Genomic DNA, 16,558 nt, shown 5'->3' with positions numbered 1-16,558 from the left:
TAGCCAACTTTTGGATGCATCGAGAAAATTGAATAACTATAAAATAAACATTAAAATATAGTAACTAAAACATCACCCTGACGTTTTACCGGCAAAAACAAAACTTTAAAACATCTCAACTTCTAAAGGCCAAAAAAAATGATTAAAAATTATTTCAAAATTGCGTGGCGCAACCTGATGAAATATAAATTTATTTCTTTCATCAACCTGTTTGGGTTAACTGTGGGTTTAACATGTTGCCTCTTAATTACAACATATATTTTAGATGAACTGAGTTATGATAGGTATAACAAAAACGCAGACAATATTTACCGCGTAACCAGGACTTTTAATAATGGCAATGGCGCTGTATCGCTCAAGCTGAGCACCGTGGCGCCTGCTTTTGGTTATTATTTTCCGACCGATTTTCCGGAGATACAAAAGATGACCAGGTTGCTGGACAATGGCCTTACACCGGTACGTTATGGTGAAAAAAAGTTTAATGAAAAGAGCATCTTTTTTGCGGATGAAAACCTGTTTGATGTTTTTACAGTGAAGGTGGTAAAAGGCAGTCCGAAGAAAGCGTTGACAGATCCGTTTTCAATGATGCTGTCAGAAGAAGAAGCAACAAAATATTTTGGCGATGAAGACCCGATCGATAAACTGGTAAGGGTAAACAGCCAGTTCGATTTTAAAGTAACCGGCGTTTATAAAGCCTTTCCATCCAACGCCCACATGCATCCTGGCATGTTATTGTCGTTTAGTTCCCTGCGGGATTCTGTATTGTATGGCGAAGAAGCGCTGCGTACCAGCTGGGGCAATAATGCATTTTTTACCTACCTGCTGTTGCCGGATAAATTCACCGCACAACGCATAGAGGCGCAGTTTCCGGCCTTCGTTGACAAGCACATGGATCATAAAGATTACCAGGGCAAAAATCCATCCCTGTTTACAAAACTGGAACTGCAAAAATTAACCGACATCCACCTGCACTCGCATACAGATTATGAAGCTGAACAAAATAGCGACATCAGCCGCGTGTATATTTTTTCCATCATCGCCTTGTTTATCCTGCTGATCGCCTGTATCAACTACGTTAATTTATCTACAGCCCGTTCTGCTTTACGTGCCCGTGAAATCGGTATCCGTAAAGTAATCGGAGCAAACAAAAAAGAACTCATTCTCCAGTTCCTTGGTGAGTCTGTGTTAATTTGCTGGGTGGCAACGTTGCTGGCTTTCGCATGCACTTACTTTAGTTTGCCGCTGCTGAATACTGTGTCTGGCAAATCCATTTCATTATCGGTGCTTTTAAAATGGCAGGTGATTGTTCCTTTGCTGTTAACGCCCTTTTTCATTGGCATCGTCTCAGGTATTTATCCTGCGCTGTTCATGTCTTCTTACCAGCCTATTAAAACACTTAAAGGTTTATTTAAAGTAAATGGCGGAAGTATTTCGTTTAGAAAGGCACTGGTGGTTACACAATTTGCAGTAAGCATTATTCTCATCATCACAACAATTGTAGTGTTTCAGCAGCTACACTACATGCAAAAAAAATCGCTGGGTTTTGATAAAGACCGCATTGTTACCATGTCATACACCAATGCCATCAGCAAGCAATACGAACCATTCAGAAATGAACTGCTGCAGGATGTGGCATTTAAGGATGTTACCCGTTCATCAAGAATACCAACCGGCCGCTTGCTGGATAATATGGGGGCATTTTTGTTTGCCAATGATTCAGCCATGCCCATCACCACCGATATTAAATTCGTCAGTGTCGATCATGATTTTGTATCCACTTTTGGTATACCCGTTAAACAGGGCCGCTTCTTCTCACGAAACTATGGTACCGATACTTCCAGCTTTGTAGTGAATGAATCTGCAGTAAAGGCAATGGGTTTTAAAGATGCCGGTGAAGCAGTCAATAAAGAGTTCAAATACGGCAATACAAAGGGCCATATTATTGGTGTCATCAACGACTTTCATTTTGAATCCATGCACCAGCCCATTGTTCCCATGGTGTTGTTATTGCTGCCACCCAGCCAGGTTTACTTCAATAATTTTTCTGTAAAAATTGCCAGCAGTAATCTGACTGCGTCACTCAATCATTTAAGCAGTATATGGACAAAATATTTTCCTGAAACACCTTTTGAGTACCATTTTTTAGACGACCAGTTTGATAAGCTATACGATTCAGAACAGCGCCAGGCAACGCTCTTCATTTCTTTCGCCTGCATCGCCATATTCATTGCCTGCCTTGGTTTGTTCGGACTCTCAGCCTTTGCCATCACGCAACGTATAAAAGAAATTGGCGTAAGAAAAGTGTTGGGTGCAAATGTCAACAGCATCGTCGGACTGCTGTCGAAAGATTTCCTCATACTGGTAGCAGTGGCAGCCATACTGGCCTTCCCCGTGGCATGGTACGCCATGCATAACTGGCTGAAAGATTTTGCATATCGCATCGATATACAATGGTGGGTGTTTATTGTTGCCGGAGTATTGGCTGCATTGGTAGCATTCTTTACGGTGAGCGCACAGGCATTAAGAGCAGCGGTGGCAGATCCTGTAAAAAGTTTACGAAGCGAATAATTCTATTCATTTCCTAAAGGGAAAAAATGTGGTGTTCATAAATCAAGCATATTTGTCGGGGCCGGGAAGCAATGTGCATCATCCTTGCGTCGCCCTCTTGTACAATAACATCTTTGATGAACTTTTATTAAAGCGTAAAAAAAACGAACTAAAAAAATAAAGAACTTGTATGCTGAAAAATTATTTCAAGGTTGCCTGGCGCAATTTAGGTCGCAACAAAGGGTTTTCCTTCATCAACATTTTAGGACTGGCCATTGGTATGGCCAGTGCCATTCTTATTTTTTTATGGATCGATAATGAGCTGAGTTACGACCGGTTTCATGCAAAAAAGGATCGTTTGTATGTTGCCAATAACAGGGATAAATTTAATGGCGAGGTATGGGCATGGGGTACTACATCAAAACCCCTCGGCCCTGCACTAAAACAGGGCTATCCGGAAGTGGAAGATGCCGTACGGGTGCGTAATGCTGATTTTTTATTAACCCTGGGCGAAAAGCACCTGAACGTTTCCGGCATCTTCAGCGACACCGGATTTCTACACATGTTTAGCTTTCCGTTGATCAAGGGTAATCCGGATGCGTTGAAGGGCAATTACAATATTGTGCTTACGCAAAAGCTGGCAAAAAAATTATTCGGTGATGAAGAAGCCATGGGCAAATCTATCAGGGTTGACAGCACAGATTATTTTACCGTGGCCGGTATTCTGAAGGATTTACCAAACAACACTTCCTTTAATTTTGAATACATCATTCCCTGGCCTTACCTCAGTAAAATTGGTGGCGATGATAGCAGCTGGACGAATAACGGGATCAGGACTTTTGTATCACTGAAGCCACATGCAACGCAGGCAGCCTTTGATGCAAAGATCCGGAACATCACAATCGATCACACCAAAAGCACGGAGAAATCAACCACACAGGTATTCACACAATTGTTCAGCGACTCCTGGTTGTATTCACGTTCGGAGAATGGAAGGTATGTCGGAGGTCGCATAGAGAGAGTCAGATTGTTCTCCATCATTGCTGTATTTATCTTGCTGATTGCCTGCATTAATTTTATGAACCTGAGTACAGCCCGAAGTGAAAAAAGAGCCAGGGAAGTGGGTGTGCGAAAGGCAGTAGGCGCAAATAAAAGCTCGCTCATCGGGCAGTTCATCGGCGAAAGTATTTTGCTTTCGTTTTTTGCCGGTATCATCGCCATTGTAATCGTACAACTAACATTGGGTAGTTTCAATAAGCTGGTCGATAAACAATTGTTCATCGATTTCCTGAATCCATGGTACTGGTTGCTTGCCATCAGTTTTATTTTAATTACAGGCCTGCTTGCCGGCAGTTATCCTGCATTCTGCCTTTCTGCTTATCAGCCGGTTAAAGTGTTGAAGGGCACATTTAAGGCAGAGAACGCATTGGTTACGCCACGTAAAATTTTGGTAGTGTTGCAATTTACATTTGCCATTGCGCTCATCATTTGCACAATTATTGTCCGCAATCAAATCAGGTATGCACAGCAGCGGGATAGCGGCTACTCCCGCAGTAACCTGGTGTACACTTCGTTGCAGGGCGAAGCTGATAAAAATTATAATCTTATAAAGACTGAATTGCTTAGCACAGGTGCTGCAGTGGCCGTAACAAAATCAATGAGTCCCATCACACAACACTACAGCGATGGGTGGGGTTTTAAATGGCCGGGCAGTAACGAAGAAGATGAAAAAACTGATTTTATCAGGATGTCTTCAGACGCGGATTTTGTAAAAACAATGGGGGTGCAGCTGGTGCAGGGAAGAGATATTGATGTCAACAGTAATGTAGCTGATTCCACTGCTATGCTGCTAAACGAAACTGCGGTAAAAATTATGCGGTTAAAGGATCCGCTTGGGCAAATCATCAGAGCAGATGGTCAGGAATGGCATATAGTAGGTGTTTTAAAAGACTTCATTTATCAATCCCCGTATGAGAAGATTTCGCAGCTGGTAGTCATGGGGCCAAAGTCATGGTTCAACACAATTCATGTAAAACTTAATCCTGCAAAACCCGTTACGGAAGATATAGCATTGATGGAAAATACTTTTAAAAAGTATAATACACAATATCCCTTTGAATACAAATTTGTGGATGATAGTTACGCCAAAAAGTTTGACGATGAGAAACGGATTGGAATGCTGGCGGCGCTGTTTGCTGGTCTCACCATTTTTATATCCTGCCTCGGTTTATTTGGACTTGCCACCTACATGGCAGAAAACCGCATCAAAGAAATCGGCGTTCGTAAAGCACTGGGCGCAAGTGTTTCCAATATCACCACACTTTTATCTAAAGATTTTTTAAGGCTGGTGATTATATCCTTTGTCATCGCATCACCGATAGCATGGTGGGCAATGACAAAATGGTTAAAGGCATTTACCTATCATATAAGCGTAGAGTGGTGGGTGTTTGTAGCTACCGGTTTGTTATCAGTCTTTATAGCCCTGAGTACGGTCAGTTACCAGGCAATAAGAGCGGCACTTGTAAACCCGGTAAAAAGTTTGCGAAGCGAATAACGCCCGTCCCCTAAAGGGGAGCAATGCAGGGGGGAGGCGGCTAAAAGTTTTAAAAATATTTGTCCGGGCTAAGAACCAATGTGGATCATCGTTGCGTCGCCCTCTTGTACAAAAACAGCTTTGATAAACTTTTATCAAAGCGAAGAAAATTGAGAGATCAAAAAAATTAAAAGAACTGGTATGCTGAAAAATTATTTAAAGATTGCCTGGCGCAATATCCTGAAAAGTAAAGGCTATAGTGCATTAAATATTCTTGGCCTTGCTACGGGTATGGCCGTGGCATTGATCATCGGCTTATGGGTATTGTACCAGTTTTCATACGACAAGTTTTTACCCAATAACAAACAACTCTACCGGGTGCAGCGTAACTTCAACAGCAATGGAGATACACTCACTTTTGCCAGCACGTCTTTAAAGCTGGCGCAAACATTACGCAGCCAGGTACCCGAAATTGAATATGTAACGGAGGCAGATTGGATGGGCTCACATGGTTTGGTAGTGGGCACTACAAAGTTGTACATGAATGGTGGCCAGGTAGGCACCGACTTTTTAATGATGTTTCAATTCCCGTTCGTGCAGGGAAATGCAAATACTGTTTTTACGGATCCCTATTCAATTGTATTGACCGCTTCCACCGCCAAAGCCTTGTTCGGTACAGAAGATGCCATCAACAAAACGCTACGCTTCGATAATAAAAATGAACTGAAAGTGACCGGGGTTTTAAAAGATCTGCCGGCGGCTTCCAGTTTTCAGTTTAAATTTTTAGTGCCTTTTACCTATTTGCTGCAAACAGCAGGTGTAACGGACCCTTACGGAAGTTACAGCAGCAATGGCTGGCAACAATTTGTCCAATTAAAACCTGGTGTTTCCTATGCGCAGGTCGCACCAAAAATCAGGAACATAGAGCACACAGAAAAAGAAAGCAACAATGCAATGAAGTCTTTTGTAATTCTTCAACCTCTGCTTAACTGGCACCTCTATGGCAATTATGTTAATGGAAAAGAAACAGGAGGCTTTCTGGATTATGTACGCATGTTCAGTGTCATTGGGCTGCTGGTGTTACTGATTGCTTGCATCAATTTCATTAATTTAACCACCGCTGGTTCGCAAAAAAGAGCCAAAGAAGTTGGCATCAGAAAAGCCATTGGATCCAAACGCAAAGAACTCATTTTTCAATTTTTAATGGAGTCATTTCTGCTCACGGCGATTGCTTTGTTGTTTGCCCTGGCAATGGTACAACTGGCATTGCCATTCTTTAATTCTTTGGCCGGTACTTCCATCAGCATTCCTTTTTCCAGCATCTTTTTCTGGGCCGGCATGCTGGCATTTTTAATTGCAACGGCCATCCTTGCCGGTAGCAGACCTGCATTTTACCTGTCATCTTTCAGTCCGGTAAAAGTGTTGAAAGGCACCATGCAGTTGGGCAGGCTGGCAACGCTTCCCCGCAAAGTGCTGGTGGTTTTGCAGTTTAGCTGTTCTGTTGCATTAATCATCAGCACCGTAATTATTTACCAGCAAATAGAACATGCCCGCAACAGGCCAAGCGGTTACAATGTAAACCGGCTGATGGTGACTGATATGAGTGATGAGCTCAGTCACAATTACACAGCGCTTAAAGATGAACTGATTGCTAATGGAGTGGTGTCTGATGTGGCCACCGCCACCAGCAACGCCACCGATATTTCCTGGCATTCTGATATAGATAACTGGCCCGGTAAAAATGCCGGTGAAACGGTAGAGATGGGTATGATCGGTGTAACAAAAGATTATTTCGCAACGCTTGGCATGTCGATAAAGGAAGGCTCCGATTTTTCCGGTGAGCACGATACCACGAGCGTATTGTTTAATGAAGCAGCCGTTAAAAGGTTGCGGTTAAAAGATCCGGTTAATAAAATGATCACCGTGCAGGGAAGGCAGGCGCTGATAAAGGGTGTGGTTAAAGATGCCCTGATGGTGTCGCCTTTTGGTGCGGCAGACCCTACCATGTTTTTTTGCAACGACGGGCCGGCGGGTGTATTGTTGTATCGTTTATCACCATCCATACCCACCCAGGATGCCATTGCAAAACTGACCACCATTTTTAATAAATACAATGCAGCATATCCATACAAGTACCAGTTTGCAGATGACAGCTATGCGGCTAAATTTAACGTGGAAGTGCTGATAGGCAGACTGGCAGGCATCTTTACCGGTCTCGCTATTTTTATTTCCTGCCTCGGATTGTTTGGCTTGTCGGCTTACACGGCCAAACAAAAAACCAAGGAGATCGGTGTACGAAAGGTATTGGGTGCATCCATCCCGCAGGTATGGCTCATGTTGTCCAAAGATTTCATTTTGCTGGTAGTAATCAGTTGTTTGATTGCATCACCCATTGCCATGTATTTTTTACAACATTGGTTGCAGCAGTACCAGTACCGCATCAATATTGGCGCAGGTGTGTTCATTGTTTCAGCCATGATGGCCATTTTCATTACGGTTGTTACAGTAAGTTTTCAAGCCATCAAAGCGGCGGTGTTAAACCCGGTTAAAAGTTTGAGAAGCGAATAAAATGCTATGTCTGATGTCTGATTTTTTAATGTCTGATTTTTTTAAATCCGGTTGAGTTTTTAAAATAGGAAGGCTGTTGATGTTATTTGTTTTTAGCTCCGTAGAATCTGCCGCTTTGTGGAAATTTGCCATTGTTTTTTAACTCCGGGGAGTTATCGCTTGGTAGCAAATAAAACAGACAGAGTGCGAATTTAGGGCGAGTGGCACAAAGCTGAAAAAGTACAAGTGAGTGACACAACAATGTTGAATAAAGCTGTTTTTAGCCCGGACAAAAAGTTTACAAACCGAATAATATTTTATAACAACTAATAAATTGACAGATATGAAAAAGATCAAATTTTTTGCCGCAGTCTTGCTGATGATGACTTCATCCGCCCTGCAGGCGCAGGTTACAAGCGTTAAGCATTTTGAAAAGATTATTGTAAGTCCGTACATACGGGTAACATTTGTGGAGGGCGATAAGGAAGAAGTAAATGTTGAAAACTGTTCGGTAGACAAGAGTAAACTGCACATGGAAGTCAATAATAAAACGCTTTGGGTATACCTCGATGGCGCCAAGCAAATTCCAAAAAATGAAACCTCTTATGAAAATGGATACAAGGAGAAACATTCCATTTACAATGGTACGGTGGTCACAGCAACCATCACGTATAAAACGCTGAACAGCCTTTCTATCCGGGGTGATGAAACGCAATTGTTTAAAAGCCCTGTTGCTGCAGATGAATTTGATCTGAAATTATATGGTGACACAAAATTTACCATGAACGAGGTGAATTTTGGTGAACTGCACACCAAATTATACGGTGAAAATACGCTGGAAATAAAAGCCGGCACCATCAAGGAGCAGCACTATACATCGTATGGCGAAAGCAAAATAAACACGATTGCTGTTAACGGCCGCAGTGGTTATGTGGTAAGTTATGGCGAATCAGATTTTACATTGAACGCAGCAGATAAAATTAAAGTGACCGCATTCGGCGATGCAAAATTGCATTACAAAGGCGATCCCGAAATTGTAAAGGGAATACATATCGGCGACATGCTGATAGATAAAATAAACTAAAGGCTACTGACATATTATCTGTAACGGCGTTTTTTATTACACTAATTAAAATCAATTACACGAATTATTGTAATTAAAAAAATCAGTGTAATCAATTTAAAGACACATCAACCAACTGCCATGTTTAAAAATTTTTTAAAAATCGCCTTCAGAAATATCTTCCGTAACAAGGTATATGCGGCCATCAACATCGCCGGATTGGCCATGGGCATTGCGGCTTTTTTATTGCTGGCAGAGTATATTAGCCTGGAGAAAAGTGTTAACCAGTTTCATAAAAATTTATCCACCACATACCGGCTCATCAATGAAGATGCAGCCGGTAAAACATGGCCTGAACAGGAGCCTGGCTGGGCCTTGCAGGCCAGGCAGCGTTTTCCGGAAGTAAAAGAATATTGCCGCTTTGCTGATGATGTTGCCAAAGGCATTGTAAGTAAAAACGACAACAGCAACCAGGCTTACCGGGAAAACCAAATTGGTTATGCAGAAGGTAATTTTTTCAATTTTTTCAGCTTTCCTTTAAAGCAGGGATCGCCTGCGGACTTCAATAAAACCAATACCTGTTTTATGTCTGCATCAGCTGCCAAAAAATATTTTGGCGATACAGACCCGATTGGCAAAATGCTTACTTTAAACAACCAGTTTGGCGCTGCACTTTATACAGTGGAAGGTGTATATGCCGATATGGGCAACAACAGTGACATCCATTACGACATGGTGTTTTCGCTGGAAACCTTAAAAAATCCAGCCAATTTAAATGATAACGATTGGGCCAGACTAGACAATCTTTCATCGCAATACATCAACACCTATTTTGAATTGAATGAAGGCGTAAACGCAGCCAGCTTTGAAAAAAAGCTTACTGCCATGCGCAATGAATTAAAGAAGGATAAAGATGGTGTGCAGTTTCATTTGCAGGCTTTTTCCAATGTTCATTTGGCTGCTTCTTTAAGTGACCGTTACCTTACTTACGGCAACCTGAAATATGTGTACATGCTGGGTGCTATTGCATTCTTAATTCTGCTGATTGCCTGGTTCAACTATATTAACTTATCCACCGCCAACTCCATCAAACGGGCGGGTGAAGTAGGCATCAGGAAAGCAATTGGTGCCAGCAGGCAAAGCCTGGTAGCACAATTTATGGGCGAGTCTGTACTGATCAATTTAATTGGATTTACCGTTGCGATTGCGCTGGTAATACTGATACAACCTTTGTTTAATCAACTCATCAACAAAACCATTTCGCTGCAAACATTGGCTACCACAAAAACATGGTTGTTTGCTTTGGCATTGCTGGTGGCGGGTTCTGTTTTTTCAGGTGCCTACACTGCCTTTTCTTTGTCAAAATACAACCCTGTTGAGACGCTAAAAGGCAAAATAGGTTCTACTGCCAAAGGTATTTTTTTACGCAAGTCGCTGGTGGTAGCGCAGTTTGTTATTTCCATTGTGCTCATCATTGCGACCATACTTATTTACACCCAGCTCAGCTACATGAAGAATCAGCAACTGGGCATCAATACCAGTCAGCTACTGGTAATACAAGGGCCTGAAACCGGCAAGGACAGTACATTTAAAAACCGCCGTTCTGCTTTCTGGGATGAATTGTCGCAGCAAAGTTTCATAAAAGATTATGCCACTTCCGGCGCCGTACCCAGCAAAGGCTACAACTTTGCCACCAGTGGATTTACGCAGCCCAACTCAAAAAAAGGAGATGAATTAAAAACCTATGCCTTTGCTATCATTGGCGACCGGTTTTTAAAGGCGTATGATATTGGCCTGGTTGCCGGAAGAAATTTTACCGCAGCAGAATGTAATGTGGAATGGAATGCCAACAGCAAAGTGCTGATGAATGAAACGGCAGTAAAGCAACTGGGCTTTCAAAACCCCGAAGATATCTTACACACCAAAATTCAATGGGACGAACGGGCGCTGGATGTGGTGGGCGTAGTAAAAGATTATCATCATAAAAGCCTGCAGAATGCCATCGACCCGGTTATTTTTTATCCGCAAAACAACAGCACGTTTTTTACCGTTCGTTTAACGGCTGATAAGATGCAGGAAAAAATGGCTTTCCTGGAAAAGCTGTATAAAAAAAGTTTCAGTGGCAATCCTTTTGAATTCTTTTTTGTGGATGATAACTACAACAAAAGTTACCTGTCTGAAAAACAGTATGGCGACCTTTTTTCGACGGCTGCCATCTGGGCCATCTTTATCGCCTGCCTTGGGCTATTTGGTCTAACCACTTTTACAGTTGAAAGCCGCATTAAAGAGATTGGTGTAAGAAAAGTATTGGGTGCAAGTGTGCAGAGTATTGTAACGCTTTTGTCAAAAGATTTTTTATCACTCGTATTAATTGCCTTATTAATTGCATCACCGCTGGCCTGGTATTTTATGCACCGCTGGCTTCAGGATTTTGCTTACAGAATCAACATCGGCTGGTGGGTTTTCGCCTTGGCAGGTTGCATTGCTGTGGTGATTGCTTTGTCTACTGTTTTTTACCAGGCAGTAAGGGCGGCAGTTACCAACCCGGTTAAGAGTTTGAAAGCGGAGTAGTTGATCGGTAATTTTTTTAGTGGATAGCGGGAGGGGGTGGTTAATGATCGATACACAGATGAAGCGGATAAAAACAAATTTACCGGATTTATTTTTATCCGTTTTCTTATTCCTACATATCCAATAACATCTGCGCAATCAGCGTACCTATTAAAATTAGTGTACATCCGCCCATATCCGTGTCATCAGAGTTAACATTCTCCTCTGTACGGAAACAGACATTAACTGTCCGCTATCGTACATCTTTTAACATTCGTCATTTTACAATCCTTTACTGGCAAGGGTTTTATCGTGGCATGGCTGTTGTTATGCTTCATGGTAGTAGGATGAAAACGTCTTAAACGCCTTAACGGTAAATCACTATGATAAAAAATTATTTCAAAATTGCGTGGCGCAACCTTATAAACAGCAAAGGGTATAGTGCTATAAATATCGGCGGCCTTGCTGTGGGTATGGCCGTGGCAATGATGATCGGCCTTTGGATCTATGATGAAATCAATTATGATAAATACCACAAGAATTATGACCGTATTGCAAGGGTAATGCAGAACCAGAATTTTAATGGTGAGGTCAGTACCCAATTTTCTAACCCGGCTGTACTCTCCCAGGAGATTAGAAATAAATACGGGAGCGATTTTAAATATGTAATTCAGTCTTCCTGGAATATCCAACATACATTGGCGTATGGCGAAAAGAAACTTTTAAAGACGGGTTCTTTTATTGAGACAGGCATTGTGGACATGCTGTCGCTAAAAATTATAAAAGGAACCGATAATGGGTTAAAAGATCCCTATTCGATCATACTTTCATCATCAGTGGCCAATGCTTATTTTGGTAATGAAGACCCCATTGATAAAGTATTGAAACTTGATAATAAAGTAAACCTGAAAGTAACTGCTGTTTACGAAGACCTGCCCTACAACACTTCTTTCAGGGAACTTACTTACATTATGCCCTGGGAATTATATCTGATTCAAAATCCCTGGATAAAAAAAATGGAACAACCCTGGGGGAGGAACTTTACACAAACTTTTGCACAGTTGGCAGATAATGCAGATATGGAAAAAGTATCTGCCAAAATTAAAAATGTAAAACTGAATGCTGTTGGGGCTGAGGAGAAAAAATTTAATGCAGCAATGTTTTTGCAGCCAATGAAAAAATGGCATTTGTATGCCGATTTTAAAAATGGCATCAACTCCGGTGGCCGGATACAGTATGTATGGATGTTTGGAATAATTGGCCTGTTTGTATTGCTGCTGGCCTGCATCAATTTTATGAATTTGAGTACGGCACGTAGTGAAAACGGGCGAAAGAAGTGGGTGTAAGAAAAGCTATTGGTTCGGAGAGAGGTCAGTTGATCGCACAGTTTTTCAGTGAATCGTTTTTGGTGGTGGCTATTGCTTTTATTATCTCCTTGTTCCTAGTAGTAATATTTATTCCCTTCTTTAATGAGATCGCTGATAAAAAATTAACGATGTTATGGCTCAACCCGGTGTTTTGGTCAATGGGAATCGGGTTTAGCATCTTTACCGGTTTAATTGCCGGCAGCTACCCGGCATTGTATTTATCCTCCTTTCAGCCGGTAAAAGTTTTAAAGGGAACATTCAGGGCTGGCCGTTTTGCTGCCATCCCCCGCAAAGTATTGGTGGTGTTACAGTTTTCCGTGTCGGTTATTTTAATTATCGGAACCCTGGTAGTGCACCGCCAGATACAGCATGCCAAAAACAGACCTGTTGGTTACAACCGGGAAAGCCTTGTTACTGCCGGTATGAATGAAGCGTTGCAGGGAAAATATGAAGCGCTGCGAAATGAATTGAAGAGCAGTAATGTGATAGTTGAGATGACGCAATCTACCAGCCCCGTTACAGATGTATGGAACAGCAACGGTGGTTTTAACTGGGAAGGGAAAGATCCTAATCTGGCGGTTGACTTTCCCAATTCAGGCGTTACGCCGGAATATGGCAAAGTGATCGGCTGGCAAATAAAAGAAGGCCGTGATTTTTCAAGGGAATTCAAAACCGATTCTGCTGCATTTATTTTAAATGAATCTGCGGTTAAATTCATTGGTATAAAAGATCCCATCAATAAGATCATTACCTGGGATGGTAAACCCTTTAAGGTAATTGGCATTGTAAAAGATATGCTCACGGAATCTGTTTACAAGCCTGTTCGTGCGGCTATGTTTCATTGCACTTATGAACAGGGCAATATCATGACGTTAAAAATAAATCCTGCACTTGCGCCCAATGACGCCATCAGTAAAATAGATGCGGTTTTTAAAAAGTTTGATCCTGCCACTGCATTTGAATTCAAATTTGTAGACGATGATTTTGCCAAGAAATTCGGCGATGAAGAACGCATTGGTAAACTGGCAAGTGTATTTGCCATACTGGCCATTTTTATTTCGTGTCTGGGATTATTTGGTCTGGCATCGTTTGTTGCCGAGCAACGTACAAAAGAGATCGGTGTTAGAAAAGTAGTAGGCGCTTCTGTTTTTACTTTATGGAAATTACTATCCAGGGATTTTCTAATGCTTGTCATCATTTCCTGTATAATAGCAATGCCGCTGGCATGGTATGGTATGCACCAATGGCTGCAGAAATACGATTACAGAACGGCTATCAGTTGGTGGATCTTTGGTGTAGCGATCGTTGGCTCGCTCGTCATTACATTGCTGACAGTGAGTTTCCAGGCAATAAAAACAGCTGTAGCCAATCCAATAAAAAGTTTAAAAGCAGATTAGGGTAATAGACAATTTTTAATGGATAATGTAAAGACCCACATAAACTGAAGTTGTCAAATTAATCGTTGGAAATAAAAACGTCTAAAAGCATTAACGGCAAATCACCATGATAAAAAATTATTTCAAAATTGCCTGGAGAAATTTATTCAGGAATAAGGGTTTCTCCCTTACCAATTTGCTTGGCCTAACCATTGGCATCACTTGTGCCATACTCATCCTGTTATGGGTAAAGGATGAGGTGAATTACGATAAGTCGCAAAAGAACTACAGCGAAGTGTACAAGGTAATGGGCCATCGCAATTTCAACAATACCATTTTTACAGATGAGGCCATGGTGCTGCCGTTGGCCGCATCTTTAGAGCAACAGATACCACAGGTAAAACACGCAGTTGTTACTACCTTTCGTCAGCCTTATATACTGACCAATGGTGAAGCCAAACTGAAGAAAGATGGTTATACTGTAAGTGAACATTTCTTTGATGTGTTCTCTTATAAATTTATCAGGGGAAATGCGATCAATGCCATCCGGGAGCCAGCTTCTATTGTGCTCACGGAATCTGCGGCCAAAGCTTTATTTGGTGACGCCGACCCAATCAACAAAACAGTGAAGGTAGATAATGAAAGGGATGCTAAAGTAACCGCTGTTGTCGCAGACGTGCCCGGTAATTCAAGCATACAATTCGATTGCATTATGCCGTTCAATTATTCAGACGAAAGCCTGAAGCGATCCATGGCCAACTGGCAAAATTCATCCTGGCAGGTGTACCTGCAAACCTTACCCGGCGCTGGTATAGCTGCTATAGAAAAAAAGATCAACGAGATAAAAGTGTTGCATGATCCCGGTGATAAAAAGATCACATCTTACTTTGCTTTCCCTATGAGTAAGTGGCGGCTGTACAGTGATTTTAAAGACGGAAAAAATGTAGGCGGCATGATAGAGTATGTGCGGTTGTTTACCATCATCGCCATCATAATATTGCTGATAGCCTGCATCAATTTCATGAACCTGTCAACCGCCCGCTCAGAAAAAAGAGCGAAAGAAGTCGGCATCCGTAAAACACTGGGTTCAGAAAAAAAGCAGCTCGTGATACAATTCTTTTTTGAATCCATCATACTGGCGCTTATCTCTTTTGTGTTTTCAATTTTGGCGGTATACCTGTTGTTACCGGCATTTAATACCCTCGTTGAGAAGCAACTGTTTCTTGATTTTACGCAACCTCAATTCTGGCTGGCAGCCTTTGCCATCATTGTATTTACCGGTGTGGTAGCGGGCAGTTATCCTGCAATATACCTGTCTTCTTTCAGCCCCATCAAAGTGTTGAAGGGCACTTTCAATCCCGGGAAAAATGCGGTATTGCCAAGGCATTTTTTGATCGTCGGTCAGTTCGTAATTTCTATCCTGCTCATCTCTGCCACCATCATCGTATACCAGCAAATCAACCTCGTAAAAAACAGGGCAACGGGATACAACCCCAATAACCTGATCTCCATTCCTGGTTCACCCGAAACGCAAAAAAATTATACAGTTATAAAAAATGAACTGTTACAGACTGGCCTGATTAGTTCGGTAACAAGAACCATGTCGCCCATTACTGAAATTTACTGGAAGTCGCCTGCACCAGACTGGACGGGCAAACCGGCCAATCTCAATCTTATTTTTACAGGCCTTACAACTGACAATGATTTTACAAAAACGATGGGTATTAAGGTATTGCAGGGCAAAGATTTTTCAGGCGCCCCGGTTGACAGTTCCTCCGTTTTGTTGAATGCGGCGGCTGTACAAGCTATGAATATAAAAGATCCGGTTGGCATGCAGATACGTAACGGCAATAAGGAGTTTACGGTGATTGGGGTAGTAGATAATATCGTGATGGAATCTCCTTTTACTCCGGTTGATCCGATGATGGCTTTTTATAACCCTGACAATTCCAACTGGATCAGTATGCGGTTGAATAAGGATGTACAACCACAGCAAGCGCTTACGGCCATAGAAACGGTTTTCAAAAAGTACAATCCTGCAGTACCATTTGAGTACCGGTTTGTTGATAAAGAATTTCAGCGCAAGTTTTTAACGGAAGATCTCATCAGTAAGCTGGCGAACATTTTTGCGCTGCTCGCCATTTTTATTTGTTGTATTGGTTTAGCTGGCTTGGCTTCTTTCACCATTATTAAACGCCTTCGTGAAATTGGCGTAAGAAAAGTATTGGGTGCTACCATTCAGCAATTGCTGCTCCTCATCTCCAAAGAATTTTTAAAGCTGGTTGCTATAGCATTCATCATAGCAGTTCCGCTTACATGGTGGTTTATGCACAACTGGTTGTTGAAATACGATTACCGGGTAAACATCAGTATTTGGGTATTTGTAATCGTCGGCATTTTAATGTTGCTGTTAACGATGGCGGTGGTAGGCCTCAATACGATCAGTGCAGCCATGCGCAACCCGGTGAAGAGTTTAAAAGCAGACTGATTGAATGGATAATTTTTTAATGGATAATTGATAATGACAGCAACGCAGGTAAGGGGGATAGAAACAGATTTGCCGGATTTGGTTTAT

The 16,558-nt window shown here is 41.9% G+C and carries 8 protein-coding genes; all 8 read left to right on the top strand.

Translation table 11 applies throughout. The features are described from left to right. Positions 1-138 precede the first annotated feature (138 nt). The 8 genes from QWZ08_RS09915 to QWZ08_RS09880 all read left to right on the top strand — a co-directional run bounded on the left by QWZ08_RS09915 (position 139) and on the right by QWZ08_RS09880 (position 16,471). Positions 139-2,568: an ABC transporter permease gene (locus tag QWZ08_RS09915; protein WP_290337245.1), complete on the top strand. Its 2,430-nt coding sequence runs from the start codon at positions 139-141 to the stop codon at positions 2,566-2,568. 169 nt (positions 2,569-2,737) lie between these two features. Next, complete coding sequence (locus QWZ08_RS09910) at positions 2,738-5,101, top strand: ABC transporter permease (protein ID WP_290337244.1); 2,364 nt, start codon at positions 2,738-2,740, stop codon at positions 5,099-5,101. A 180-nt stretch (positions 5,102-5,281) separates the two neighbouring features. Next, positions 5,282-7,648, top strand: coding sequence for an ABC transporter permease (locus tag QWZ08_RS09905; protein WP_290337243.1), 2,367 nt, complete (start codon positions 5,282-5,284; stop codon positions 7,646-7,648). Positions 7,649-7,970: 322 nt separating this feature from the next. Next, a complete protein-coding gene (locus QWZ08_RS09900) occupies positions 7,971-8,711 on the top strand; it encodes a GIN domain-containing protein (protein ID WP_290337242.1) in 741 nt (246 codons plus the stop codon). A 120-nt stretch (positions 8,712-8,831) separates the two neighbouring features. Continuing rightward, positions 8,832-11,261 carry an ABC transporter permease gene (locus QWZ08_RS09895; RefSeq protein WP_290337241.1) on the top strand — a complete coding sequence of 810 codons (2,430 nt, stop codon included), beginning with the start codon at positions 8,832-8,834 and terminating at the stop codon, positions 11,259-11,261. A 362-nt stretch (positions 11,262-11,623) separates the two neighbouring features. Next, the gene (locus tag QWZ08_RS09890; RefSeq protein ID WP_290337240.1) at positions 11,624-12,586 is read left to right on the top strand and encodes an ABC transporter permease; all 963 of its coding nucleotides are present in this window, start codon (positions 11,624-11,626) and stop codon (positions 12,584-12,586) included. Further along, entirely contained in the window at positions 12,577-14,004 is a 1,428-nt protein-coding gene (locus QWZ08_RS09885) for an ABC transporter permease (RefSeq protein ID WP_290337239.1), read from the top strand. The genes QWZ08_RS09890 and QWZ08_RS09885 overlap by 10 nt, the downstream gene beginning before the upstream one ends. 106 nt (positions 14,005-14,110) lie before the next feature. Continuing rightward, on the top strand, positions 14,111-16,471 hold the full coding sequence (locus QWZ08_RS09880; RefSeq protein WP_290337238.1) for an ABC transporter permease: 2,361 nt from the start codon (positions 14,111-14,113) through the stop codon (positions 16,469-16,471). Positions 16,472-16,558 lie beyond the last annotated feature (87 nt).

The organism is Ferruginibacter paludis (assembly GCF_030409685.1).
GTDB lineage: Bacteria > Bacteroidota > Bacteroidia > Chitinophagales > Chitinophagaceae > Ferruginibacter > Ferruginibacter paludis.
This window is presented reverse-complemented; position numbering and strand designations above follow the sequence as displayed.

Bases quoted from the DNA above. Each gene is read 5' to 3' on its own strand.
- QWZ08_RS09915 (WP_290337245.1), top strand. From the start codon at position 139: ATGATTAAAAATTATTTCAAAATTGCGTGGCGCAACCTGATGAAATAT.
- QWZ08_RS09910 (WP_290337244.1), top strand. From the start codon at position 2,738: ATGCTGAAAAATTATTTCAAGGTTGCCTGGCGCAATTTAGGTCGCAAC.
- QWZ08_RS09905 (WP_290337243.1), top strand. From the start codon at position 5,282: ATGCTGAAAAATTATTTAAAGATTGCCTGGCGCAATATCCTGAAAAGT.
- QWZ08_RS09900 (WP_290337242.1), top strand. From the start codon at position 7,971: ATGAAAAAGATCAAATTTTTTGCCGCAGTCTTGCTGATGATGACTTCA.
- QWZ08_RS09895 (WP_290337241.1), top strand. From the start codon at position 8,832: ATGTTTAAAAATTTTTTAAAAATCGCCTTCAGAAATATCTTCCGTAAC.
- QWZ08_RS09890 (WP_290337240.1), top strand. From the start codon at position 11,624: ATGATAAAAAATTATTTCAAAATTGCGTGGCGCAACCTTATAAACAGC.
- QWZ08_RS09880 (WP_290337238.1), top strand. From the start codon at position 14,111: ATGATAAAAAATTATTTCAAAATTGCCTGGAGAAATTTATTCAGGAAT.